Origin of the sequence: Herbiconiux oxytropis (assembly GCF_024979315.1) — a bacterium.
In the GTDB taxonomy this organism is placed as follows: domain Bacteria; phylum Actinomycetota; class Actinomycetes; order Actinomycetales; family Microbacteriaceae; genus Herbiconiux; species Herbiconiux oxytropis.
The window spans coordinates 147,846-171,604 of sequence record NZ_JANLCK010000004.1 but is presented as its reverse complement, the minus strand read 5'-3'; the positions used below and the strand labels follow the sequence as shown (position 1 = coordinate 171,604).

At 70.1% G+C, this 23,759-nt stretch carries 20 protein-coding genes, 1 tRNA gene and 1 other RNA gene; 11 read left to right on the top strand and 11 right to left on the bottom strand.

What is annotated here, in order from left to right; genetic code table 11:
* Positions 1-7: 7 nt before the first annotated feature.
* A complete protein-coding gene (locus tag N1028_RS09280) occupies positions 8-1,240 on the bottom strand; it encodes a PucR family transcriptional regulator (RefSeq protein WP_259526897.1) in 1,233 nt (410 codons plus the stop codon).
* Positions 1,241-1,284: 44 nt separating this feature from the next.
* Entirely contained in the window at positions 1,285-4,011 is a 2,727-nt protein-coding gene (gene aceE / locus N1028_RS09275; RefSeq protein ID WP_259526895.1) for a pyruvate dehydrogenase (acetyl-transferring), homodimeric type, read from the bottom strand.
* Positions 4,012-4,218: 207 nt separating this feature from the next.
* Here aceE and N1028_RS09270 point away from each other — a divergent pair, with 207 nt between their 5' ends.
* The 3 genes from N1028_RS09270 to N1028_RS09260 are packed head-to-tail and all read left to right on the top strand — an operon-like array spanning position 4,219 to position 6,251.
* Positions 4,219-4,692 carry a peroxiredoxin gene (locus N1028_RS09270; protein WP_259526887.1) on the top strand — a complete coding sequence of 158 codons (474 nt, stop codon included), beginning with the start codon at positions 4,219-4,221 and terminating at the stop codon, positions 4,690-4,692.
* Positions 4,693-4,746: 54 nt separating this feature from the next.
* Positions 4,747-5,385 carry a SatD family protein gene (locus N1028_RS09265; protein ID WP_259526885.1) on the top strand — a complete coding sequence of 213 codons (639 nt, stop codon included), beginning with the start codon at positions 4,747-4,749 and terminating at the stop codon, positions 5,383-5,385.
* Entirely contained in the window at positions 5,382-6,251 is an 870-nt protein-coding gene (locus N1028_RS09260; protein ID WP_259526883.1) for a hypothetical protein, read from the top strand. The genes N1028_RS09265 and N1028_RS09260 overlap by 4 nt, the downstream gene beginning before the upstream one ends.
* A 38-nt stretch (positions 6,252-6,289) precedes the next feature.
* Here the strand turns inward: N1028_RS09260 and N1028_RS09255 are convergent, their stop codons facing one another.
* Complete coding sequence (locus N1028_RS09255) at positions 6,290-6,994, bottom strand: hypothetical protein (protein WP_259526881.1); 705 nt, start codon at positions 6,992-6,994, stop codon at positions 6,290-6,292.
* A 46-nt stretch (positions 6,995-7,040) separates the two neighbouring features.
* Here N1028_RS09255 and N1028_RS09250 point away from each other — a divergent pair.
* Both N1028_RS09250 and secA2 read left to right on the top strand, forming a co-directional pair.
* A tRNA-Val gene (locus N1028_RS09250) sits at positions 7,041-7,113 on the top strand.
* Positions 7,114-7,144: 31 nt separating this feature from the next.
* Complete coding sequence (gene secA2, locus N1028_RS09245) at positions 7,145-9,466, top strand: accessory Sec system translocase SecA2 (protein WP_259526879.1); 2,322 nt, start codon at positions 7,145-7,147, stop codon at positions 9,464-9,466.
* 29 nt (positions 9,467-9,495) lie between these two features.
* On the opposite strand, the gene N1028_RS09240 is transcribed toward secA2, so the two are convergent.
* Positions 9,496-9,786 (bottom strand): hypothetical protein, encoded by a 291-nt coding sequence (locus N1028_RS09240; protein ID WP_259526870.1) that lies wholly within the window; start codon positions 9,784-9,786, stop codon positions 9,496-9,498.
* A gap of 129 nt (positions 9,787-9,915) precedes the next feature.
* Here N1028_RS09240 and N1028_RS09235 point away from each other — a divergent pair, with 129 nt between their 5' ends.
* The 3 genes from N1028_RS09235 to N1028_RS09225 all read left to right on the top strand — a co-directional run bounded on the left by N1028_RS09235 (position 9,916) and on the right by N1028_RS09225 (position 12,391).
* Positions 9,916-10,770, top strand: coding sequence for an SDR family NAD(P)-dependent oxidoreductase (locus N1028_RS09235; RefSeq protein ID WP_259526862.1), 855 nt, complete (start codon positions 9,916-9,918; stop codon positions 10,768-10,770).
* A gap of 9 nt (positions 10,771-10,779) precedes the next feature.
* On the top strand, positions 10,780-11,595 hold the full coding sequence (locus N1028_RS09230) for a Nif3-like dinuclear metal center hexameric protein (RefSeq protein ID WP_259526854.1): 816 nt from the start codon (positions 10,780-10,782) through the stop codon (positions 11,593-11,595).
* A gap of 61 nt (positions 11,596-11,656) precedes the next feature.
* A complete protein-coding gene (locus N1028_RS09225; RefSeq protein WP_259526844.1) occupies positions 11,657-12,391 on the top strand; it encodes a zinc ribbon domain-containing protein in 735 nt (244 codons plus the stop codon).
* A 15-nt stretch (positions 12,392-12,406) separates the two neighbouring features.
* Here the strand turns inward: N1028_RS09225 and rnpB are convergent.
* The 4 genes from rnpB to panB all read right to left on the bottom strand — a co-directional run bounded on the left by rnpB (position 12,407) and on the right by panB (position 14,644).
* Positions 12,407-12,774: RNase P RNA component class A (gene rnpB / locus N1028_RS09220), an RNA gene on the bottom strand.
* A gap of 14 nt (positions 12,775-12,788) precedes the next feature.
* Entirely contained in the window at positions 12,789-13,580 is a 792-nt protein-coding gene (gene ppgK, locus N1028_RS09215; RefSeq protein ID WP_259526842.1) for a polyphosphate--glucose phosphotransferase, read from the bottom strand.
* On the bottom strand, positions 13,577-13,768 hold the full coding sequence (locus tag N1028_RS09210; RefSeq protein ID WP_259526838.1) for an SPOR domain-containing protein: 192 nt from the start codon (positions 13,766-13,768) through the stop codon (positions 13,577-13,579). The genes ppgK and N1028_RS09210 overlap by 4 nt, the downstream gene beginning before the upstream one ends.
* Before the next feature lie 42 nt (positions 13,769-13,810).
* A complete protein-coding gene (gene panB, locus N1028_RS09205) occupies positions 13,811-14,644 on the bottom strand; it encodes a 3-methyl-2-oxobutanoate hydroxymethyltransferase (RefSeq protein WP_259526836.1) in 834 nt (277 codons plus the stop codon).
* A gap of 99 nt (positions 14,645-14,743) precedes the next feature.
* Between panB and N1028_RS09200 the strand changes: the two genes are divergently transcribed.
* From N1028_RS09200 to N1028_RS09190, 3 genes are all read left to right on the top strand, one after another.
* Positions 14,744-16,681, top strand: a complete 1,938-nt coding sequence (locus N1028_RS09200) for an alpha/beta hydrolase (protein WP_259526824.1) — start codon at positions 14,744-14,746, stop codon at positions 16,679-16,681.
* Positions 16,682-16,785: 104 nt separating this feature from the next.
* Complete coding sequence (locus N1028_RS09195) at positions 16,786-18,123, top strand: glutamine synthetase family protein (RefSeq protein ID WP_259526804.1); 1,338 nt, start codon at positions 16,786-16,788, stop codon at positions 18,121-18,123.
* 16 nt (positions 18,124-18,139) lie between these two features.
* Complete coding sequence (locus tag N1028_RS09190) at positions 18,140-21,133, top strand: bifunctional [glutamine synthetase] adenylyltransferase/[glutamine synthetase]-adenylyl-L-tyrosine phosphorylase (RefSeq protein ID WP_259526802.1); 2,994 nt, start codon at positions 18,140-18,142, stop codon at positions 21,131-21,133.
* Positions 21,134-21,136: 3 nt separating this feature from the next.
* Here N1028_RS09190 and N1028_RS09185 read toward each other — a convergent pair whose 3' ends face one another.
* Genes N1028_RS09185 through N1028_RS09175 form a run of 3 tightly spaced genes read right to left on the bottom strand, consistent with a single transcriptional unit; the run spans position 21,137 to position 23,743 of the window.
* Positions 21,137-21,661 (bottom strand): flavin reductase family protein, encoded by a 525-nt coding sequence (locus N1028_RS09185; protein WP_259526800.1) that lies wholly within the window; start codon positions 21,659-21,661, stop codon positions 21,137-21,139.
* Positions 21,658-22,917, bottom strand: coding sequence for a styrene monooxygenase/indole monooxygenase family protein (locus tag N1028_RS09180; protein WP_259526798.1), 1,260 nt, complete (start codon positions 22,915-22,917; stop codon positions 21,658-21,660). Before N1028_RS09180 ends, N1028_RS09185 begins: the two co-directional genes overlap by 4 nt.
* 49 nt (positions 22,918-22,966) lie before the next feature.
* On the bottom strand, positions 22,967-23,743 hold the full coding sequence (locus N1028_RS09175) for an SDR family oxidoreductase (protein WP_259526789.1): 777 nt from the start codon (positions 23,741-23,743) through the stop codon (positions 22,967-22,969).
* Between the last annotated feature and the right edge of the window lie 16 nt (positions 23,744-23,759).

Here is a 23,759-nt window from a genome sequence, read left to right as displayed (position 1 = left end):
CGGGGCGTCACCGACGCGGCGTGGGGGAGTCGTGGTCGTTCATCGAGCCCAGGATGAGCGCCGACTGCAGGATGAGCGCCTCGCGAGCGCCCGTGGCATCCCAGCCGATCACCTGGGTGACGCGCTTCAGGCGGTAGCGCACGGTGTTCGGGTGCACGAAGAGCTCGCGTGCGGTGGCCTCGAGCGAGCGGCCGTTGTCGAGGTAGCACCAGAGCGTCGTCATGAGCTCGGGCGACTGGTCCTGCAGCGGGCGATAGACGCGGTTGACGAGGGTGGAGCGCGCGAGCGGATCGCCTGCGAGGGCTCGTTCGGGCAGCAGATCGTCGGCGAGCATGGGCCGGGGCGCGTTCCGCCAGGCCTTCGCCACCGCGAAGCCGGCGAGGGCCGCCTTGGCGCTCCTCGAGGCGTCGACGAGGCTCGGCACCTCGTGGCCGAGCACGAGGTAACCCGGACCGAAGCCGGGCTCGAGCTGGGTGGCGATGTCGAGGAACGAGAGCACCTCGTCGGGGCCCGCAGCGTTGCCGGGAAGTTCGTCGTCCTCGGGCCCGCCCCCGTCGAGCGCGGCGCCGTCGGCCGGGTACGCGCGACCGATCACGAGCACGAGCCGCCCGCCCTGCACGCCGATCAGGAGGTCGGCGCTGAGGTGACGAGCCGTGCGACGCAGTTGGTCGACGTCGAGCTGGCGCGGGGTCGTGCCCACGAGCACGCTCACCTCACCGTGGCCGTGCCAGCCGAGTGCGGCGATCCGGCTCGGCAGCTCGTCGTCGTACTCCCCGGAGAGGATGGAGTCGACCACGAGCGCCTCGAGCCGTGCGTCCCAGAGCCCGCGGGCCTCGGCGGCCCTCGCGTAGACGTCGGCCGCCGCGAAGGCGATCTCGCGCGAGTAGAGCAGCATCGCCTCGCGGAGCGACGGGTCGGAACCCGCCACGCGCTCCTCCACGACCTCCACGACCACCCGGATGAGCTGCAGTGTCTGCTGCAGGCTCACCGAGCGCAGGAGCTCCCGGGGAGCGGAGCCGAACACGTCGGCCGCGATCCACGTGGTGGTGGTGGGGTCGTCGTACCACTGGATGAACGACTTGATGCCCGCCTGGGCCACGAGCCCCACCGCCGAGCGCCGCCCGGGCGGCATGTCGCCGTACCAGGGCAGCGTGGCGTCGAGCTTCTTGATCGTCGCGGTCGAGAGCTCGCCCGAGATGGTGCGGAGCCAGGCCAGGGTCTGTGCCTTGGTCTTAGCCATCGGCGCTCCCGACCGCGATCGATCGTGTGCTCATCGGTGGCGGATCAGCTCTCGCCGCCCGCCGAGCCGGAGGTGCCGGCTGTCACGTCGTAGAGACGGTACTTCTCGATGGCCCAGGACGGCGCGTTCCGGTCGACCTCGCCGCGTTCGGCGAGCTGCTCGAGAACACGCACCACCACGGAGGGGCCGTCGATCTTGAAGTAGCGTCGCGCAGCCGGACGCGTGTCCGAGAAGCCGAAGTCGTCGGCACCGAGCGTGGCGTAGTCTCCCGGCACGAACTGGCGGATCTGGTCCGACACCGCGTGCATGTAATCGGTGACCGCCACGAACGGGCCACCGGCATCCTGGAGCTTCGTGGTGAGGTAGGGCACGCGCTTCTCGTCGTTCGGGTGGAGGAAGTTGTGCTCCTCCGCCTTGAGGCCCTCACGGCGGAGCTCGGTCCACGACGTGACCGACCAGACATCGGCCGACACGCCCCAGTCGTCGGCGAGCAGCTTCTGGGCCTCGAGGGCCCACGGCACGGCCACACCGGAGGAGAGGATCTGAGCCTTGGGCCCGTTGTCGCCTCCCGACTTGAGCTTGTAGATGCCGCGGAGCAGTCCCTCGACGTCGAGGCCGTCGGGCTCGGCCGGCTGCACGTGCGGCTCGTTGTAGACCGTCAGGTAGTACATGACGTTCGGATCCTCGTGCTCGCCCCCGTACATCCGCTCGAGACCGGCCCGCACGATGTGGTTGAGCTCGTAGCCGTAGGCCGGGTCGTACGTCACGACCGCGGGGTTCGTGGCCGCGAGCAGCAGCGAGTGGCCGTCGGCGTGCTGCAGGCCCTCACCCGTGAGGGTGGTGCGGCCGGCGGTGGCGCCGATCACGAAGCCGCGCGCCATCTGGTCGCCTGCCGCCCACAGGGCGTCGCCCGTGCGCTGGAAGCCGAACATCGAGTAGAACACGTAGATCGGGATGAGCGGCTCGCCCTGGGTGGAGTAGCTCGTGCCCACCGCGGTGAACGCCGCGAGGGCGCCCGCCTCGTTGATGCCCACGTGGATGATCTGGCCCTGGGGGCTCTCCTTGTAGGCCAGCAGCAGCTCGCGGTCGACCGAGGTGTAGGTCTGGCCCTTGGGGTTGTAGATCTTGTTCGACGGGAAGAAGGCGTCCATGCCGAAGGTGCGCGCCTCGTCCGGGATGATCGGCACGACGCGGTTGCCGAAGTCCTTCGCCCGAGTGAGGTCCTTCAGCAGGCGCACGAAGGCCATCGTGGTGGCGATCTCCTGCGTGCCGGAACCCTTCTTCAGGGTCTGGTAGCTCGAGTCGTCCGGCATCGTGAAGGCCGTGTGCTTCGTGCGGCGCTCGGGCAGGTAGCCGCCGAGCGCGCGACGGCGCTCGTGCATGTACTGGATCGCCTCGTCGTTCTCGCCCGGGTGGTAGTAGGGCGGGAGGTAGGGGTTCTCCTCGAGCTGCGCATCCGTGACCGGGATGTGCATCTGGTCGCGGAACGTCTTGAGGTTGTCGAGCGTCATCTTCTTCATCTGGTGCGTGGCGTTGCGGCCCTCGAAGGCCGGGCCGAGGCCATAGCCCTTGATCGTGTGCGCCAGGATGACGGTGGGCTGGCCTTTGTGCTCGCTCGCGGCCTTGAACGCGGCGTAGACCTTGCGGTAGTCGTGGCCACCTCGCTTGAGGTTCCAGATCTGGTCGTCGGTGTAGTCCTTGACGAGCTCGAGCGCGCGCGGGTCGCGACCGAAGAAGTTCTCGCGCACGTAGGCGCCGGACTCGGCCTTGTAGGTCTGGAAGTCGCCGTCCGGAACCGTGTTCATGAGGTTCAGCAGGGCGCCCTCGGTGTCGCGGCCCAGCAGGTCGTCCCACTCACGCCCCCAGACCACCTTGATGACGTTCCAGCCGGCGCCGCGGAAGAAGCTCTCGAGCTCCTGCACGATCTTGCCGTTGCCGCGCACCGGGCCGTCGAGACGCTGCAGGTTGCAGTTGATCACGAAGTTGAGGTTGTCGAGGCCGTCGTTGGCCGCCACCTGGAGCTGTCCGCGGCTCTCCACCTCGTCCATCTCGCCGTCGCCGAGGAAGGCCCAGACCTGCTGGTCCGACGCATCCTTGATGCCGCGGTTGGTGATGTACTTGCCCAGCTGCGCCTGGTAGATCGCGTTGATCGGGCCGAGGCCCATCGACACCGTCGGGAACTGCCAGAAGTGCGGCATGAGGCGCGGGTGCGGGTAGGAGCTGAGGCCCCCGCCGGCGTGCGACTTCTCCTGGCGGAAGCCGTCGAGCTGGTGCGTGTCGAGGCGGCCCTCGAGGAAGGCGCGGGCGTAGGTGCCGGGGGAGGCGTGGCCCTGGATGAAGATCTGGTCGCCACCGCCCGGGTGGTCCTGGCCGCGGAAGAAGTGGTTGAAGCCCACCTCGTAGAGCGCCGCGCTCGACGCGTAGGTCGAGATGTGGCCGCCGACCGCGATGCCGGGCCGCTGCGCCCGATGCACGGTCATGGCCGCGTTCCAGCGGATCCACGCGCGGTACTTGCGCTCGAGCGACTCGTCGCCCGGGAACTCCGGCTCGTTCTCCGGAGCGATGGTGTTGATGTAGTCGGTCGTCGGCACCATCGGAACGTTGAGGTGCAGCTCCTTGGACCGCTTCAGCAGGCTGAGCATGATGTCCCGCGCGCGGCCGTGGCCACGTGCTTCGACGAGGGCGTCGAGGGACTCGTTCCACTCGGCGGTCTCGTCGGGATCCGAATCGGAATGTCCGGCCGAGTATGGGTCCTGGTCGTTGACAGTCACCGGCGACCTCTTTCTGTTGTGTACAGATCGTTACGTGGCGGGCGCCTGCTCCGGGATAGTGGAGCCGAACGCCACAGAACAGCCTAGTGACTTATTCCGGCGCCGATGCCCGGTGCCGATCCGGGACTGCTTGGTGTATCGGCGCGCCGGGTCTAGTATCGAGGACGCGTTTGCCGGAACGACGACCGGCAGTGGAAAGGAAGCCTCATGGCTTTGGAGAACGACACTCTCGCTCCCGATTTCGATCTCCCCAATCAGTACGGCGAGCGGATTCGCCTGAGTCAGTTCCAGGGCAAGAAGCCCGTGGCGCTCGTGTTCTTCCCCCTCGCCTTCTCGGGCGTCTGCACGAGCGAGCTCTGCGCCCTCGAGGAGAACCTCTCGATGTTCAAGAATGCGAACGTCGAGCTCATCGGCATCTCGGTCGACTCGAAGGCCACGCTCCGCGCCTGGGCCGAGAAGGAGGGGTACGACTTCACGCTCGTCGCCGACTTCTGGCCGCACGGCGATGTGGCGAAGGACTACGGGGTGTTCCTGGACGAGAAGGGCTTCGCCAACCGGGCGACCTTCCTGATCGACACGAACCGGATCATCCGGGCCAGCTTCATTACTGCACCGGGTGAGGCCCGCTCGATCGAGGCGTACCGCGCCGCTGTCGAGGACCTCAGCCCCGCGCGCGTCTGATCGATATCAGCCCACAGCTTATATTCATCGATTATTAGCGCTAGGCTAATATTCATGAGTGGTCAGAGCGTGGCCGTGATCGTCGACATCGTCGGATCCCGCACGATGGTCGACCGTCCGGTGGTCCAAGCGGGAATCCAGGGCGCCTTCGCCGAGGTCGACGAGCTCATCGCGGTCGGATCGCCGATCCGCGCCACGGTGGGTGACGAGTTCCAGGCGGTGTACCCGTCGGTCGGGATCGCCCTCGAGGCGACGCTCGCGGCCCGGCTCGCCCTCCCGGAGGGAGTCGACTGCCGGTTCGGACTGGGCCTCGGCGAGGTCAATGAGGTGGGCGCGGGAGCGTCGGGCCCGATCCAGGACGGCTCGGGCTGGTGGCGCGCGCGGGAGGCCATCGACGAGGCCCACGACCGGGAGGATTCGCGCACACCGAGCCTGCGGGGCTGGTTCCGCGCCGGGCCGGGTGACGAGGCGCTGGAGGCCACCGTGAACGCGTACCTCCTCGCTCGAGACCACGTCGTCGGCGCCATGAGCGAGCGGGCCCGCCGCCTCACCTTCGGCACCATGAGCGGACGGGTGCAGAGCGAGCTCGCCGAGATCGAGGGGATCTCGCAGGGCGCCGTGTCCCAGGCCCTCCGTCGCTCTGGAGGCATGAACCTGCTGGCCGCGGTGGCGCAGCTGAAGGAGCTGTCATGATCGTCGGTGCGCTCATCCTGGTCGTCATCGGCTCGGCCGACATCATCCGGGCAGGGCTCCGGCAGACACCGATGCCCGTCACGGTGTTGGCGATCGGGCTCGTCTGGGCCGCGGCGCTCGTGCTCGCCGCCACCGGACTCGGAGTGCCTCCGTGGTGGCTCGCCGTGCCGCTGCTGCTCGGCGTGGGCTGGCTTCTCAGCACCCGGACCGAGCCGTCGGTCGAGAACGGTCGCCGGTCGCGGTCGTCCCGCGTGTCGCGGGCCCGGGCACTCCCCGCGGTGGTCGTCGTCGTGGCGCTCGTCGCCACCGCCTTCGTGGATCCCGTGCCGTCGGGGCTGTCGGGCTTCCTCGCCGACGCTCTCGCAGGCTCACCGGCGGGAGCCGTGGCCGCGTTGCCGCCGACGACGGTGGTGCTCGGGATCGGCGCGGCGCTGTTCCTGGTCGAGAGCGCGAACATCGTGGTCCGCTCGGCGCTCCGGCCGGCCATGGAGGAGGCTCGACTCGGCCGAGCGGTCGCGGAGGCGCGCGCTCCGGAGTCTGCCGCCCCTGCCCGGCGGGAAGCGGCGCGCTGGTGGTCGCGGAGGGCCGCTCCCGAGAGCGAGGCGGCCCCCGTCGTGGTGGAGGATCTGCGGGGCGGGCGCATCATCGGGCCGCTGGAGCGGCTGCTCATCGTCGGTCTCACCCTCGCCGGGGCGCTGCCGATCGTGGCGGGCATCCTCGCCGCCAAGGGCATCGTGCGGTTTCCCGAGATCTCGCAGGACGGACCGGGCGGATCGAAGGCCGAGTACTTCCTCGTGGGCAGTCTCGTGAGCTGGTCGCTCGCGATCCTGGCCGCGGGAGCCCTCTGGATATCAGCTCAGGGCTAATAATAGGGCGTATATAAGGTGGGAGCTTATATCTGGGATCAGCCGAGCAGGCTGACGCCGCGCGCGATCACGAGGGCGAGCAGCACGAACCCCGCGAAGGCCTCGAGGCCCATCAACAGCTTGGCGCGGTGCGTGAGCGGCATCGTGTCGGTGGGGCTGAATGCCATCGAGTTCGAGAGCGAGAAGTAGAAGTAGTCGACGAAGCCGGGCAGCCAATTGCTCGACTTCGACGAGTGGGCGGCGACTTCGGGGGAGGCGTCGTGATCCTCGTCCTGGGGGAACCGGAAGTCGGCGGGAGGCAGGTGCCCGCGCGAGCGCTGCGTGCGCACGACCGGGCCGCCGCGATCGAACTCCCAGTAGAGCAGCGCGAAGCCGATCACGTTGGTCACCCAGATCTGCAGAGCCGCGAGGAGCAGCGTCGGGCCGTCCTGGGAGTTCTGCACGAGCAGGGAGATCAGGAGCACCAGCAGCAGCTGGTTCGTGGCGCCGATCACCAGCACCAGCACGAGCCCGAGACGCCGCGACCAGGCGGTCTGCTTCACCATCCGGTGCGGATTGATCACGATCACGGCCACCAGCAGCGCCACGCACACGGCGACCACCGCGTACCGGATGACGCCGAACAGATGGTCGGGCAGCACGGCGTAGCTCACGAGGATGGCGATGACCCCGATCGCCGCGGGCCACCGGTGCTCGGCCTGGGCGCGCTCCGCGAGGATGGAGGCGGAGGGCTGCTGAGGCACATCCGCAGTCTAGGCCTGTATGCTTTTGGGGCGCCTCGGCGCGAGGGGGCCTTTAGCTCAGCTGGTAGAGCGCCACGTTTACACCGTGGATGTCATCGGTTCGATCCCGGTAGGGCCCACTCCTCGGCGCGTCGCGTTGTAAGATGACCCATGCTCATCTCGGGGCCCTCGCTCACCCGCCTCCGGGCCTTTCTCGGGATCGGCGGGGTCGCCAGCTTCCATCGTTTCGAGCGACTCGTCGCGTCGACGCCGCCCGCTGATGAATCATCCGACGCGGCCGTGGTCGCCGCGTTGCGGGAGGCGGGCGGGCGGCGCTGGAGCGACGACGAGCTGAGGCTCTTCTGCCGCGTGGCCGGTCAGTCGAGTGCGCGCACTCTCGGACAGCGACCGTTCTCCACGCAGCTGATCGCGGCCCTCGCCCTGCTCGGCGGCCACGGGGTGCAGCTGGCCACGGGAGAAGGGAAGACGCTTGCCGGCGCGATCGCAGCCGTCGGCTTCGTGCTGCAGGGCCGACGGGTGCACGTGATCTCGGTGAACGACTACCTCGCGCGTCGGGACGCCGAGTGGATGGGCCCGCTCTTCGGAGCCTTCGGCGCGACGGTCGGGTGGGTCTCGGCCGACCAGGAGCAGGAGTCGCGGCGTCTCGCCTATGCGGCCGACGTGGTGTACGTGTCGGCCGCGGAGCTCGGTTTCGACACGCTCCGAGACCGGTTCCGCGTCGAGCGCGCGGAGGGGCCGCTCGTGCGGCCGGATGTGGCGATCGTCGACGAGGTCGACGCGGTTCTCATCGACGAAGCGAGCACCCCGCTCGTGCTGGCCGCGGCCACCGCCGAGGGCGAGCACCGCATCGACTCGCCGCGCATCGCGGCCGCGGTGGCGGAGCTCGAGGAGCACGAGCACTTCGAGGTCGACACCGATCGTCTCAACGTCTCGCTCACGGAGGCGGGCACGACCGAGGTGGAACGCCGACTCGGCGTGGCGAATCTCTTCGACTCGGCCGCGCACGACCACCTGACCGCCGTGAACATCGCGCTGCACGCCCGGGCGCTCGTGCAGCGGGATGTGGACTACCTGGTGCGCGAGGGTCGACTCGAGCTGATCAGCGCTGCACGGGGCCGGGTGGCGGTCGCGCAGCGCTGGCCGGACGGGCTGCACGAGGCCATCGAGGTGAAGGAGGGCCTTCGGCCGAGCGCCGTGAGCGAGGTCCTGGACTCGATCACCGTGAGTGCGCTCATCACATCCCACCGCACGGTGTGCGGCATGAGCGGCACGGCACTGGCCGTGGCGCCGCTCCTGGCGGAGGGCTACGGGTTCACGACCGGCGAGATCGGCTCCCGACTGCCCTCGCGCCGCATCGACCACCCCGATCGCCTCTTCCGCACCCGCGACGAGAAGCACGCGGCCCTGCTCGAGCACATCAGCTCGGAACATGCGACGGGCCGCCCTGTGCTCGTCGGCACGGCCAGTGTCGCGGCGTCGGAACAGCTCGCCGACGACCTCGGGCGTGCCGGCGTGGCCACGGCCGTGCTCAATGCCAGGAACGACGCGGAGGAAGCAGCGATCATCGCGCGGGCGGGTGAGTTCGGCCGGGTCACGATCTCGACCCAGATGGCCGGCCGTGGCACCGACATCCGGCTCGGGGGTGCCGATGAGGGCGACCGCGACCGGGTCACAGCGCTCGGCGGCCTCTGCGTGATCGGCGCCGAGCGCTACGACAACGGCCGGCTCGACGACCAGCTCCGCGGGCGCGCCGGCCGGCAGGGCGATCCCGGTTCGACGAGCTTCTTCGCGAGCCTCGACGACGCGGTGGTGCAGACGAACCTCGAGCTCGTGTCCGACGAGCACTCCGCCGCCGTCCGGTCCGGTGGCCTCGACCGGGCCGCCGGCATCCTCGGCCACGCCCAGCGGATGAGCGAGGTCTCGCGCGAGCAGCAGCGCGCCGCCACCCTCCGCTTCGCCGAGACGCCGGCACGGCAGCGCGCGGCGGTGTTGCGCCTGCGCACCGAGGTGCTCGAACAGGGCCTTCGTGCACCTGATGCCGGCATCCTGCTCACCGCTGCATCTGCAGCCGACCTCGAGACGCTGGAGCGGGAGTTCGGCGAGTCGGCGGCCGACGCCTTCGCCAGCCGGGTGGCCCTGTTCCACCTCGACGAGTCGTGGTGCCGGCACGCGGCGCTCCTCGCGGAGGCCCGGGAGGGCATCCATCTGCGCTCCCTGGGGCGAGACAGCCCGCACGACGAATTCGTGAAGATCGCACAGCAGGAGTTCGCGGCCTTCCTGCCAGCCGTGGCATCCGGGATCGGCTCGACCCTCGCCAAGGCGGTGGCCGCGCACGACATCGACGGTGCGGTGCTGCGGTTCCTCCGCCCCGGCTCCACCTGGACCTACATGGTGTCGGAGGATCCGTTCGGCTCACCGGAGAATCGGCTGTGGAACCGCGCCACCACGTCCCTCCGGCGCTTCCTGCACTGAACCCGGGCCGGACTGCTGTGTGAGGTGGGTTACTGGGAGGCGCCGGACTCGCCGGAGTAGGGGGCGGCGATGGCGGGATCGGCGTCGTTGAGGTGCGCCTTCACGATCTGCTCCCAGTCGGTGCCGAAGAGGTTGCCCGGCGTGCCCTCTACGGTGCGGATCTCGTAGACGGGCTCGCCCTCCTCACCGGCGGGCGACTTGATGACCAGGTGGCCCAGGGTGACGCCGTCGCGGGTGATCGCCCACGAGGGCGCGCCACCGGTGAGGGTGTAGACGTTGTCGCGGTGATCGAGGGTGGTCTCGTCGAGTTCGAGTGCCATGGGGCGGTCCTTCCGTCGGGGCGGCCGTGCCGTCGGCGGTGCGGCCTTGCGCTCTTCACTGTAGGCCGGTCCGCCTCGTCCCGGGAGGGCCACGCCCCGGATGCCCTGATGCGGCCTAGGCTCGGGAGGATGAGTCAGCAGCGCACGATCGTCATCACCGGAGCCAGCTCGGGCATCGGCACCGTGACCGCCCGTCACTTCGCCGAAGCGGGGGAGCGCGTCATCGTGGTCGGCCGGAACCCCGAACGCACGCGCAGCGTTGCCGACGAGCTCGGCGCCGAAGCGCTCGTGGCCGACTTCGCCTCGTTCGCCGAGGTGCGCGGGCTCGCCGCGGCGCTCCAGGAGCGCACCGACAGCATCGACGTGCTCCTCAACAACGCCGGCGGCCTCATCTCGGAGCGCACCCTCACGGTCGATGGCCACGACGCCACGATCCAGACGAACCTCTACTCGCACTACCTGCTGACCCGCCTCCTCTTGCCGGAGCTCGAGCGCGCGGCGGCCACCGGGGAACCGGGTCGCGGGCGGGTGGTCACCACGGCGAGCGTCGCCAACCGCTGGGGCCGCATCGATATCGACGACCTCGACTACGCGCACCATCCCTGGCGAGGCGGCTGGCGCGCGTACGGCACTGCCAAGCTCGCCGCCATCCTCTTCACGAAGGAGCTCGCCCGCCGCGGCGCGCCGGCCGGCATCGAGGCCTTCTCCGTGCATCCGGGTGCCGTGAACACCGGTTTCGGCGCCACCTCACCGCTCATCAAGCTCGGCAACGCCCTCACCGGGAGCCGCTGGGGGATCACCGCCGAGGTGGGGGCGACGCCTCTCATCGCGCTGGCCGAGGCGTCGCCCGTGCCGACCGACTCCGGCGCCTACTTCGACCGGCTGAAGCCGCACGGCCGCACGGCGAAACAGGCGACGGATGCCACGTTGCAGCGTGCCCTCTGGGACCGCGCGGCCGAGGTGGTCGGCCTCCCCGCCGACTAGTCTGGTCGGGTGACCACGCTCTCCGATCTCCACGCCGCCGTCGAGCGTCTCTGGCCGACCGAGTTCGCCGAGTCGTGGGATGCGCCCGGCCCCGTCACCGGCGCGGGCGACGACACCGTGCGGCGCGTGCTGCTGGCGGTCGATGCCGTGGCCGCCACGGTCGACCAGGCCGTCGACGAGGGCTGCGACGCGCTGCTCGTGCACCACCCGCTGCTGCTCCGGGGCGTCACCACCATCGCCGAGTCCGGGTTCAAGGGCTCCTTGCTCGCGAAGCTCATCCGGGCCCGTTGCGGCCTCATCGCCGCGCACACCAACGCCGACATCGTCGACGACGGCACCTCCTCGGCCCTCGCGAACCGCCTCGGACTGTTGGAGCAGACCCCCCTCGAGCCCGGCGCCCGCCCCGGGACGGGACTCGGCCGGGTCGGCCGGCTGCCCGCCCCCAGCACGCTCGGCAGGGTGGCCCTCGCCCTCGGCGAGATCCTGCCCGCCACCGCGGGCGGCGTGCGGGTGTCGGGAGAGTACGACCAGCCGGTCTCCACGATCGCCCTCTGCGGCGGTGCCGGCGACTCGCTGCTCGAGCACCCGGCGGTGCGCGCGGCCGACCTCTACATCACCTCCGACCTCCGCCACCACCCCGCCTCCGAGTCGCGCGAGCAGAGCCTGCACGCAGGCGGCCCCGCCCTCATCGACGTCTCGCACTGGGCGAGCGAGTGGCTGTGGCTCGACGGCGCGGCCCTTGCTCTCGCCGAAGCGCTGCCGGGCGTCGAGTTCACCGTCAGCGACCTCCGCACCGACCCCTGGGATTTCGTGGTCACGCAGTGACCGCCAGAGCCCAGCCCCCCTCAGCCCAGCTCTCCACCCCTCCCCACACGAAGGACCCCCGATGAAGGCTCCCGCTTCCGAGCAGCGCAAGCTGCTCGACCTCCAGGCCGCCGACAACCGCGTCGCGCAGCTCCAGCACGCGCTGCGATCCCTGCCGCAGGAGGCGCGGCTGGCGGAGCTCCAGCGCGACTCCGCGGCGGCCCGCAAGGAGTGGGCGGGCGTCAACGGAGAGCTCGAGGATGCGAAGGCCGAGATCGCGCGCGTCGAGGGCGACATCGAGACGGTCGCGGCGCGTGCGAAGCGCGATGAGGAGCGCCTCCAGGTGTCGAGTTCGTCGAAGGACATCCAGGGCCTCGAGCACGAGATCGCCTCGCTCAAGGTGCGGCGCTCGAACCTCGAGGACATCGAGCTCGCGGTGATGGAGCGCATGGAGGAGATCGAGGAGCGGCTCGCGGCGATCGTGGCCAGGCGCGACGACATCGCCACCGAGGAGCGTCTGCTCGCGGCGGCCCGCGACGAGCAGAAGGAGCGACTGGCCAACCAGCTCACCGCGGCCGTCTCGGAGCGCTCGGCGGTGGCCGGCGGCATCCAGAGCGATCTGCTCGCCCTCTACGAGCGCCAGCGCGACCGCTACGGCGTGGGGGCGGCCCTGCTGACCCGCGGGGTCTCCCTCGGCAGCAACATGGCTCTCACCGAGTCGGATCTCGCCGCCATCCGCTCGGCGCCCGGCGACGAGGTCGTGTTCGACCCCGAGAGCAACTGCATCCTCGTGCGCACGGAGGAGTCCGGCCTCTGAGGCCGCCGCTGTGAGGTGAATGGGCCGGCGGTACGCCGGGTTCTGTCCGAGGCGCGAAGCCCCGTGACGGCCATCTATCTAGGAGCTGCGTCACCGCAGCCCTCGAGCGGTCTACCCGGATGCTGAGCGAGCAGCGTTGGCACATCCTGTTGACCTTGCTCCGGGCGAGGTTTACCGAGCCGACCGCGTCACCGCGGCCTCTGGTGGTCTCTTACACCACCGTTTCACCCTTACCGCGGGCCGGAGCCCGTGGCGGTCTGTTCTCTGTGGCACTGTCTCGCGGGTTGCCCCGGGTGGGTGTTACCCACCGCCCTGCTCTGTGGAGCCCGGACGTTCCTCGGCATCGTGCCTGAGCACGACGACGCGACCGTCTGCCGGCCCATTCACCTCACCGAGTCTATTGCAGGATGTCCTTCAGCACGGTCGCCCGGATCGTCGACAGGCAGGCCGACCCCAGGATGCCCGCGTTGTTGCGGAGTGTCGCGGGCACGATCTCGGTCTGCAGGTCGAGCTGCGGCAGGAACTCGTCGTAGTGCTTCGAGACGCCACCGCCGACGATGAAGAGGTCGGGCGAGAGGAGCTTCTCCACGGTGGAGTAGTACTTCTGGAGCCGCGCGGTCCACTTCTTCCAGCTGAGGTCCTCGCGCTCCTTGGCCGAGTAGGCGGCCTTCGTCTCGTAGTCCACACCCTCGATCTCGAGGTGGCCGAGCTCGGCGTTCGGGATGAGCACGCCGTCGTAGATGAGGGCGGTGCCGATGCCGGTGCCGAGCGTCGTCACGATCACGAGCCCGCCGCGTCCCTTGGCGGCGCCGTAGCGCACCTCACCGAAGCCCGCCGCATCCGCGTCGTTCACGAAGGTGATGTCGCGCCCGAGCGTCTTCTCGAAGAGCTTCTCGGCCTCGAAGCCGATCCACTTCTTCGACACGTTGGCCGCCGACATCGTCACGCCGCTCCGCACGACGGCGGGGAAGCACACGCCGACGGACGCCGAGGCGGGGATCTCGCCGAGCGAGTCGACGAGATCGAGGACCGTCTTCGCGATCGCGTCGGGCTCGCCGCCCTCGGGCGTCGGGAGCTTCTTGCGGTCGGTGAGCAGCTCACCGGTCGTCACGTCGACGATGGCGCCCTTGATCCCGGTTCCGCCGATGTCGATCCCGACCGCGACCGTGTCCGGCGTGTTCGCGGTCATCGGCGGTCGTCTGCCGCGTCGTCCTCGGCCCACTTCGCACTGTTCGCGCGCAGCTTCTCGAGGGCGTGCTCCGCCTCCTCGTGGGTGCTGAACGGACCGACGCGATCGACGACGGAGGATTGGTAGCCCTTCTCGACCTCTCCGGTCTTCATGTTGTACCAGTACTGGGTCGACGGGTCGTCGCTCATCATTCCTCCGTGGATGGTGGGGTGGTGGGTCGTGCAGGTCGGTCAGTCGTAGCTGTGCTCGGGGCCGGGGTAGCTGCGCTCGGCGACGTCGTCGCGGAAGCGGGTCACCGCATCCGTCAGCACGCCCCTGAGATCGGCGTACTGCTTGACGAACTTGGGGATGCGCCCGGTGGAGAAGCCGGCGAAGTCGGTCCAGACGAGCAACTGTCCGTCGACGTGCGGGCCTGCGCCGACTCCGATGGTGGGGATGCGCAGCGCCTCGGTGACGCGCCCGGCCGCCTCGGCGGGGACCATCTCGAGCACGACGGCGAAGGCACCGGCCTCCTCGACGGCCAGCGCGTCGGCGATGAGAGCCGCCTCCCCCTCACCGCGCCCCTGGATGATGTGCCCGCCGAGACCGTGCTCGCTCTGCGGGGTGAAGCCGATGTGGGCCATGACCGGGATGCCGGCATCGACGATCCGACGGATCTTGTCGGCGCTGCGCACGCCGCCTTCGAGCTTGACGGCATGGGCGCGGGACTCCTTCATGAAGCGCACGGCCGTGTGCAGGGCCTCCTCTGCGCTGTTCTCGTAGGAGCCGAACGGCATGTCGGCCACCACGAAGGCGCGCTTCACGGCACCCGCGACACCACGGGCGAGCGGGATCAGCTCGTCGACGGTCACGGGGACGGTGGTGTCGTAGCCCAGCACGTTGTTGCCCGCCGAGTCGCCCACGAGCAGGAAGTCGATCCCGGCCTCGTCGAAGATCTGCGCCGAGAGCATGTCGTAGCTGGTGAGGCCCGTGATGAGGATGCCCGCATCCTTCGCGGTCTGGAAGTGACGGGTCCTGACTCGCTTCGCGACGGGTTTCTCGGACGACGACGTCAGCTCAGGCATGTCGACAGTCTAGTTCCGCGGCCGGGGGCGGGTGATGCGTTAGGTTGGGGGCGCGTAACCCGAATGCGTGAATTCCAGACCCCGGGCCGAGAGGAAGACGTGGGCCGTCGATCTATTGCGCAGTTCGTGCTGGGCGCCACCGTGGGCGCCCTGGTGCTGGCCGGGAGCACCGTGCTGCTGCCGGCGAGTGCAGCCGAGGCGGCCACGGTCGCCGAACAGGACTGTGCCGCCGAACTCCCCTCCACCGCCGTCTGCGGCGTGCTCACCGTGCTCGAGAACCGGTCCGATCCGGCCTCGCGCACCATCGACCTGCCGTACACGGTCTTCCCGGCGTCGTCCGGAACCGCGACCGGCACGCCGGTGGTCACCATGCCCTCCGGCCCCGGACAGACGGGTACCGCCGTGGCCGAGGCCCTGGCGGCAGACGAGCGGATCGGCTCGACCCGCGACATCGTCGTGCTCGCTCAGCGCGGCGGGCTCGACTCGAGCGATCCGCTGGAGTGCCCGGCCGCATCGGCCGCGTACGTGAACACCTTCACCACCGACGACACGCCGTCCGAGGAGATGACCGAGGTGATCGCCGCCATGAAGGACTGCGTCACCGCTTTCAGCGAGACCGGCACCGTCAACTCCTACTACAGGATCGCCCACGCGAACGACGTGATCGACCTGCGGCTGGCACTCGGCTACCCGGTCTGGACCCTGTACGGCGACGGCTGGTCGACGAAGGTCATGCAGCTCGTGGCCGCCCGCGACGCCGCAGGCGTGGATGCCGTGGTGCTCGACGGCTTCAGCCCCCTCGACCGCGACCTCAAGGGCGACGCGTACCTGGCCCTCTCGGACTCGTTGACGAAGCTCTCCGAGCGCTCCGGTGGCGAGTACCCCGACCTGAACGCCGACCTGACCGAGGCCGCCGGGCTCTTCAGCGATGACCCTGTCGGCGGCCTGATGACGAATCCCTACTCGGGCAAGCAGCGCTACTACTCGCTCACGGGGTCGGATGTCGTGACCCTCGTGCAGCAGGCCCTCTACGACCCCGGAACGGCCGCGGCGGTGCCGGAGCTCCTCGCGCGCCTCGCCGACGGCGAGCGGGATGCGATCAACCCGTTCGTGGCGCGCGTGCTGCAGCAGCTCGGCGAGACCGACCTGGGGCAGTACTGGATCGAGTCGTGCCGCGACGAGCAGCCGTACTGGTCGGCCGACCCGGTGCTGCCGGCCGAGGAGGGAGTCGAGGGCGCCGAGCCCACGCCGCTGCCGGTGCTGACGTACTTCACGGCGACCGACGAGGTGTGCGCCGCGCTCGGGCTCCCGGCCACCGCACCCGAGGACAGGGTGACGGGAGCGGTGGGACAACCCACCCTCATCTTCGCGAGCGACACCGATCCGCTCATCTCGGTCGGCGCCGCGCAGTCCGGTCTCGCCTCCTTTCCGAACAACCAGGTCGTGACCGTCCAGTCCGGCGGCCGGGCAGGTGCCACGGCCGACGAGTGCGCCCTGGACCAGCTCGCGACCTGGCTGGCGGCACCCGGCACGCCCGTGGAGACGACCTGCACGACCTCCGTCGACGCCACGGCGGTGATCGCCGCCGACGAGGTGCACCCGACCTCCCGCTTCGACTCCGTGGTGCGCGCGATGGAGGATCGCAACGCCTTCGAGCTGACGGTGCCGCTCATCTTCGCCGCCCTCTCGGGCCTCTGGCTCGTGGGCTGGTTGATCGCCCTCCTGGTGCAGGGCCTCCGCCGGGAGCCGATCGGCATGCTCATCGCGAGCGGCATCGCGCCGGTCACCGGAGTGGCCTTCCTCGCCGCGGTGTGGATCACGGTCACGTCGGCTCTGAGCGGCCAGCCCGGCCTCGCCCTGCTGGGCGTGCCGCCCGTCACCCCGTGGCTCGGCATTCTGCTCGGTGTGGGGTTCTTCGGGCTCATCCCCGTGTGGCGCCTCGGCAGCCGTGCCGCCGCGGCCCTGGCCGCCCTGGCCACCCTGGTGTGGCTCGCGATGATCATCTGGTTCGTCTGGATCGTCGTCCTCCCGAGTTAGCCGACAGGCGGGTCGGTTTCCCGCCGACGCTCAGCGAAGTCCCGGCGGAGCCACTAGCCTGATAGCGGCATGAACCAGTGCCGGAGAGAGGGTTTGTTGCGCCGATGGATAAGCAAAGGGACTTCGTTCTTCGCACGATCGAAGAGCGAGGCATCAAGTTCGTGCGACTGTGGTTCACAGACGTCGTGGGCACCCTGAAATCCGTCGCCATCGCGCCCGCCGAGGTGGAGGGCGCGTTCGCCGAGGGTCTCGGCTTCGACGGCTCCGCGATCGAGGGTCTGACTCGATCCTTCGAGGCCGACGTGCTCGCGCATCCAGACCCGACGACCTTCCAGATCCTGCCCTGGCGGGGCGAGATCGACCCCACCGCGCGGATGTTCTGCGACATCACGACGCCGGACGGCCAGCCCGCCGTGGCCGACCCCCGCAACGTGCTGAAGCGCACCCTCGCGAAGGCGGCCGATCGCGGCTTCACGTTCTACACGCATCCTGAGATCGAGTTCTACCTGCTCAAGTCGTCGCAGTACGGCCCGGGCGGCCCCGAGCCCGTCGACTCGGCCGGTTACTTCGACAACGTGCCCGGCGGCACGGCGCACGACTTCCGACGCCGCTCGGTGCGCATGCTCGAAGACCTGGGGATCTCGGTGGAGTTCAGCCACCACGAGGCGGGCCCCGGCCAGAACGAGATCGACCTGCGCTACGCCGACGCGCTGACGACGGCCGACAACATCATGACCTTCCGAACGGTCATCAAGGAGGTCGCGATCGAGCAGGGTGTCTACGCCACGTTCATGCCGAAGCCGCTCTCGGGCCACCCCGGTTCGGGCATGCACACGCACCTCTCGCTCTTCGAGGGCGACGCGAACGCCTTCTACGAGGCCGGTGCCGAGTACCAGCTGTCGAAGATCGGCCGCAACTTCATCGCGGGGCTGCTCAAGCACGCCCCCGAGATCACGGCGGTCACCAACCAGTTCGTGAACTCCTACAAGCGGCTCTGGGGCGGCGACGAGGCTCCGAGCTTCGTCTGCTGGGGCCACAACAACCGCTCCGCCCTCGTGCGCGTTCCGCTCTACAAGCCCAACAAGGGCCAGTCCTCGCGCATCGAGTACCGCGCGATCGACTCCGCCGCCAACCCCTACCTCTCCTACTCCCTGCTGCTCGCGGCGGGTCTCAAGGGCATCGAGGAGGACTACGAGCTGCCGCCCGAGGCGGAGGACAACGTGTGGAGCCTCACGGACTCCGAGCGCAAGGCCCTCGGCTACAACGCGCTGCCGGCTTCGCTCGACCGGGCGATCGGCCTCATGGAGGACTCCGAGCTGGTCGCCGAGACGCTCGGCGAGCAGGTCTTCAACTACGTGCTGCTGAACAAGCGGCAGGAGTGGAAGGCCTACCGCGCGCAGGTCACACCCTACGAGCTCGAGTCCAACCTGGAGATCCTCTGAGCCGCTGACCGCTCCGATGCCCCGCTCCACCACCACGCTCACCGATCTCGCCCGGGCCGGCTTCGCCGATCTGGGCGGGTCCGGTGAGCAGCTGCGCGCTCTCGCCGAGCGGATACAGCTGGGGCTCGACGACCTGCTGCCGGCGTTCTCGCGCGCGGCCGATCCGGATCTGGCCCTCGCGAGCATCATCCGGATCGAGCAGCGCGCTCCGGAGGTGGCGCGGGCGACGCTCGCCGATGCGGTGCTCCGTGATCGGGTGATCCGCGTGTTCGGCGCCTCCTCGGGGCTCGCCGACTTCTTCCTCCGGCACCCGCTCGAGCTCACGGCTCTCGCGGAGCCGACCCTGACGCTTCCGGATGCGCAGTCCGCGAAGGCGTCGCTCCTCGAGTCGGTCGGTGCGGTCGACGGGTTGTCCACGCTCGTAGGGGAGGACGCGTGGATCGCCCTGCGCATCCGCTACCGGGTGCTGCTCGCCCAGGTGACCGCGTTCGACCTCGAGCAGCCGAACCCCGTGGCCGGCCTCGGCCTCGTGGCCCGAGCCCTCGCCGACCTCGCCGCGGGCGCCCTCGAGGGCGCTCTCGCCGTGGCGCGCCGCCAGCTGGTCACGAAGGGCAACGGGCTCTGGCAGTTCCCCGAGGAGCAGGTGCGGGCCACGAGGCTCGCCATCATCGGCATGGGCAAGGCCGGTGCGGGCGAGCTCAACTACGTGAGCGACGTCGACGTGATCTTCGTGGGCGAGCCGGACGACTCCGGGATCGTGCCCTCCAGCACGGCGATCGAGATCGCCACCCGGCTCGCGATGGTCACGATGCGCGGGATCGGCGAGGCGGGCATCGAGCCCGGCCTCTGGGAGGTCGACCCGAACCTCCGGCCCGAGGGCAAGGCCGGCGCTCTCGTGCGCTCGCTCGAGTCGCACGCCGCCTACTACGACCGCTGGGCCAAGAACTGGGAGTTCCAGGCGCTGCTGAAGGCCCGCCCGCTCGCCGGCGACCTCGCGCTCGGCGAGGAGTACACCCGCATCGTGGCCCCCCAGGTGTGGTCGAGCGCCTCCCGGGAGAACTTCGTGGAGTCGGTGCAGCGCATGCGCGAGCGCGTGACCGAGCACATCAAGTCGGCCGACGTCGAGTACCAGCTGAAGCTCGGTCCCGGCGGACTCCGCGACATCGAGTTCACCGTGCAGCTGCTGCAGCTCGTGCACGGCCAGGGCGACGAGAGCGTGCGCCAGCGCGGCACGCTCGAGGCCCTCGAGGCCCTCGCCGACGCCGGCTACATCGGGCGCGTCGAGTCGGTCGAGTTCGGCCAGGACTACCGCATCCTGCGCCTGCTCGAGCACCGACTGCAGCTGCGTCAGCTCAGCCGCACCCACCTCATGCCCCGCGAGGAGACCGAGCAGCGCGTGCTCGCCAGAGGCAGCGGCCTCGCCGCCAGCGCGAGCGAGCTCATCACGCGCTGGGACGCGATCAAGGTGCGGGTGCGCACCCTGCACGAGCGGCTGTTCTACCGCCCGCTGCTCGCCGCCGTCGCAGCGCTCTCGCCCGACGAGCTGGCCCTCTCGAGCGCCCAGGCCGAGGCCCGGCTCGCGGCGATCGGCTTCACGAACCCCTCCGGTGCGCTCGGTCACATCGCGGCGATGACCTCGGGCGTCTCCCGGCGCGCGTCGATCCAGCGCACGCTGCTGCCGGTCATGCTGCAGTGGTTCGCGAACGGCGCCGACCCCGATTACGGGCTGCTCGCCTTCCGCAGGCTCTCCGACACCCTCGGCGAGACGTACTGGTACCTCCGCATGCTGCGCGACTCATCCGGTGCCGCGGCGCGGCTCACGCAGGTTCTCTCGGGCTCGCGCTTCGTGGGGGAGCTGCTCGAGCGCATCCCGGAGGCGGCCGCCTGGCTCGAGAACGACGAGGAGCTGCGCCCGCGCTCCCGGGCGCTGCTCGAGGAGGAGACCCGAGCCATCGTGGCGCGGCACGACACACCGGATGCCGCGGCGCAGGCCCTCCGCACCGTGCGGCGCCGCGAAGTGCTGCGGCTCGCGATCTCGTCCATCCTCGGCCTCTGCACGGTCGAGGAGCTCGGCACGGGACTCACCGACGTGACGACCTCCCACCTCCGCGGCACGCTCGCGAGCATCCGGCAGTGGGCGGCGCCCGCGTCGGGAGACGGCATCGAGTTCGCGATCATCGGCATGGGCCGGTACGGCGGCGGGGAGCTCGGCTTCGGGAGCGACGCCGACGTGCTCTACGTCTACCGCGCCGTGCGGGTCGACGCCCAGACGGCGCAATCGGTGGCCCAGTTCATCGTGAACGAGCTCAAGCGCCTCACCGAGGACCACCGACTGCCGCTCGACCTCGACATCGACCTGCGGCCCGAGGGAAAGAACGGCCCGTCGGTGCGTTCGCTCGACTCCTACGCGAGCTACTACGCGCGCTGGTCGCTCACCTGGGAGGCGCAGGCCCTGCTGCGGGCGAACGGGGTCGCGGGCGATCAGGCCCTGATCGACGACTTCCACGCCCTCGCCGACACCGTGCGCTACCCGGCCTCCATCTCGGAGACCGAGGTGCGCGAGGTCAAGCGGATCAAGGCCCGCGTGGAGAAGGAACGGCTTCCGCAGGGTGCCGATCCGGCCCGCCACCTCAAGCTCGGCCGCGGTTCGCTCAGCGACGTCGAGTGGCTCGTGCAGCTGCTGCAGCTGCAGCACGCCGCCGCGCAGCCCGCCATCCGCACCACCTCGACCCTCGAGGCCCTCGCCGCCGAGCACACGGGCGGGCTCATCGGCCACGACGACGCCCGCAAGCTCGAACAGGCCTGGCTGTTCGCCTCTCGTGCGCGCTCGGCCATGACGCTCTGGACCAACAAGACCTCGGACGTGCTCCCGACCGACCGTCGCCAACTCGAGGGGGTGGCGCGCCTGCTGGAGTACCCGCCGGGCTCCGCCTCCCGCCTCGAGGACGACTACCTGGGTGTCACCCGACGCTCACGAGCGGTCTTCGAGCGCCTGTTCTACGGACAATAGGAACTATCCCGCCGCAGCCGTCGCCATCGTGCCGAAGAGCCTCCGGTGGTAGATCAGCGGATCGGCCGGGCCCTCGGAGACCCGGCTCTCGGAGATCAGCCCGAAGGCCACGAGGTGGGTGGAGCGCTCCACGAGCTGGTCGAGGGTGCAGTCGAAGGCCGCGAGGGCCTCGTCGAGCAACGGGCTCCCGTTGACCCCGTCGGTCCAGCTGCCGGCCTCGAACTTGCGCGATCCCGTGAGGTGCGGATCCATGCCCGCGAACACCTCGGCCACCCGCACCTGCTTGTGCGAGAGGATGTTGACCCCGAACGATCCGGAGCGGTCGAGCACCGTGCCGAGCCAGGTCGAGCGGTTGATGCTCGCCAAGAGCGACGGCGGTTCGGCGGTGAGGCTGCACACCGCCGTCGCGGTGATGCCGACCGGGCTGCCGTCGGCATCCCGCGCGGTCAGGACCGTCACGTGGCCGGCGAGGGTCTGCATGCCGCGCTTGAAGGCCTCGACGTCGATGCCGCCCTCTGCGGGGCTCACGCGCCCACCCCTGCCCGCTCGGCGACCTCGCGCACGTACGTGGCCGAACCCTCGGGGTCGAGGAACCAGGTTCCGTAGTCGCGCGGGTCGTCGAATCCGTTCGCGAAGCGGTGCGCGATCTCCGGGAACTGCCCGGCGGCTCCGAGCACCTCGAGCACGAACGGGGGCGGCGGAGCCAGCAGTGCGTTCGTCCAGCGCGTGACGTGCTGAGCGTTCTCCCAGTACCGGTCGAACGCGCCCTGCTTGAACGCGTCGTCGAACGCTCCACCGGCGGCGGCCTCCTCGCGGATGCTCGTGAGATAGCTCTCGGCGCACTTGCTGGCGTTGTTCGAACCCTGACCGGTGATGGGGTCGTTCAGCACCACGACGTCGGCGAGGCCCAGCACGGTGGCTCCGCTCGGCAGCGTCGCGATGGGCCTCCGCACCGTGGGCGGGAATCGGCCGGCGAGCACTCCGTTGTCGTCGGTCAGGGTCACATCGCGCGCGCGCTCGGCCTCCCACGGCACGAACGTCTCGAGCACGTGCAGCGAGGTGGCGAGGTGCTCCTCGGGGGTCATGCCGGGCTTCCAGAGGTCCATCGGGCCTCCTGGCACGGCTTCGAACACCATGATCTCGCAGGGCCCCGTGGTGGTGAGGGCGGGGAAGACGAAGTACTCGCCGACGCCGGGGATGAGGTTGAAGGCCACCGCGGAGTGCTCGGCCCTCGGAGTGAGCCCGTTGACGTAGGTGAGGGCGAGGGCGCGCTGCGGTGCGTCGTAAGGCGACTTCTCGGCGTCGCGCTCGAACAGGCGAGCGATCTCGCCCTTGCCCGCGGCCACGAGCACGAGGTCGCTCGACGCTGCGTAGCGCTCGAGGTCGTCGACACCGGCGTCTCCGATCACGAACTCGCCGCCGCGGGCGATGAACTCGTCGATCCAGCGCGGCATCTTCACCCGCTGATCGACCGAGCGGGCGACGGCGTCGAGGCGACCTGCCCAGTCGAGGGCCTTGGTGCCGTCGCCGGCCGGGTGGGGAACGGTGAACGCGATGCCTTCGACCGGAGGCGTGATCTCGTCCCAGAAGTTCAGCCCCAGCTCGCGCTCGTACGACTGGGCGGTGTCGAACATGCACTGGCTCGACGTGACCTTGCCCTCGGCGATCTCGACGGGGGTGCGGTTGGAGACGATGGAGACGGCGTGGCCGTCTCCGAGCAGGGCGATGCCGAGCTGGAGGCCGGCCTGACCGGCTCCGACGATGGTGAAGGTCTTCGTGCTCATGGAGTGCCTTTCGTGTGCGAGTGGAAGGGGAGTTGCGGGGCCGGCTCGCCTAGGTGGCGAGTCGGGGGATGGCGGGCACCGACTGCTCGGGCCCCATGGCGGAGTAGCCTCCGTCGACGGCCCAGTCGGCCCCCGTGACGAAGCCGGCCTTCGCCGAGGCCAGGAAAGCCACGACAGCCGCCACCTCCTCGGGGTCGCCGACGCGGCGCAGCAGGTGGAAGTCGGCGGCCACGGCATCCGTCTTCACCCGGTCGCCGCCCGAGAGCCGGTCCATCACGGCCGACCAGGTCCAGCCGGGCGAGACGCTGTTGACCCGGATGCCGTCGGGCGCGTAGTCCATCGCCATCGAGCGGGTGAGCTGCACGACGGCGGCCTTGCTCACGGGGTAGAGCCAGCGACCGGTCTGCGCGACCTTCGACGAGATGCTGCCGAAGTTCACGATGCTGCCGCGGGAGGCGGCCAGGTGCGGGCGGGCGATGCCGCCGAGGATCGCCGCGCTGGCCACGTTCACGTTCAGGGTGTCGAGCCAGGTGGCCCGGTCGCTCTCGGCGCCGTCGTCGCCGTAGCTGCAGGCGAGGTTGACCACGGTGTCGAGTGAACCGGTGGCCGTGAGGGCCTCGGTCACGAGGGCTTCGAGCTGCGCGTCGTCGCGGATGTCGGTCTCGACGAACCGGGTGCGCGGATGGGCGGCCGCCACGGCCTCGCCACCCTCCCGGTCGATGTCGGCGGCCACGACGTGCGCACCGGCCTCGGCGAACTCGGCCACGACCGCCGCTCCGATGATGGTGGCGGCGCCTGTGACGATGACGGTCTTGCCTTCGAACACTGCTGGTCCTCTCGAC

Bases quoted from the DNA above. Each gene is read 5' to 3' on its own strand.
- N1028_RS09270 (WP_259526887.1), top strand. From the start codon at position 4,219: ATGGCTTTGGAGAACGACACTCTCGCTCCCGATTTCGATCTCCCCAAT.
- N1028_RS09280 (WP_259526897.1), bottom strand. From the start codon at position 1,240: ATGGCTAAGACCAAGGCACAGACCCTGGCCTGGCTCCGCACCATCTCG.
- secA2 (WP_259526879.1), top strand. From the start codon at position 7,145: ATGCTCATCTCGGGGCCCTCGCTCACCCGCCTCCGGGCCTTTCTCGGG.
- N1028_RS09240 (WP_259526870.1), bottom strand. From the start codon at position 9,786: ATGGCACTCGAACTCGACGAGACCACCCTCGATCACCGCGACAACGTC.
- panB (WP_259526836.1), bottom strand. From the start codon at position 14,644: ATGCCTGAGCTGACGTCGTCGTCCGAGAAACCCGTCGCGAAGCGAGTC.
- N1028_RS09260 (WP_259526883.1), top strand. From the start codon at position 5,382: ATGATCGTCGGTGCGCTCATCCTGGTCGTCATCGGCTCGGCCGACATC.
- N1028_RS09180 (WP_259526798.1), bottom strand. From the start codon at position 22,917: ATGAGCACGAAGACCTTCACCATCGTCGGAGCCGGTCAGGCCGGCCTC.
- N1028_RS09235 (WP_259526862.1), top strand. From the start codon at position 9,916: ATGAGTCAGCAGCGCACGATCGTCATCACCGGAGCCAGCTCGGGCATC.
- N1028_RS09225 (WP_259526844.1), top strand. From the start codon at position 11,657: ATGAAGGCTCCCGCTTCCGAGCAGCGCAAGCTGCTCGACCTCCAGGCC.
- ppgK (WP_259526842.1), bottom strand. From the start codon at position 13,580: ATGACCGCGAACACGCCGGACACGGTCGCGGTCGGGATCGACATCGGC.
- N1028_RS09210 (WP_259526838.1), bottom strand. From the start codon at position 13,768: ATGAGCGACGACCCGTCGACCCAGTACTGGTACAACATGAAGACCGGA.
- N1028_RS09190 (WP_259526802.1), top strand. From the start codon at position 18,140: ATGCCCCGCTCCACCACCACGCTCACCGATCTCGCCCGGGCCGGCTTC.
- N1028_RS09195 (WP_259526804.1), top strand. From the start codon at position 16,786: ATGGATAAGCAAAGGGACTTCGTTCTTCGCACGATCGAAGAGCGAGGC.
- N1028_RS09265 (WP_259526885.1), top strand. From the start codon at position 4,747: ATGAGTGGTCAGAGCGTGGCCGTGATCGTCGACATCGTCGGATCCCGC.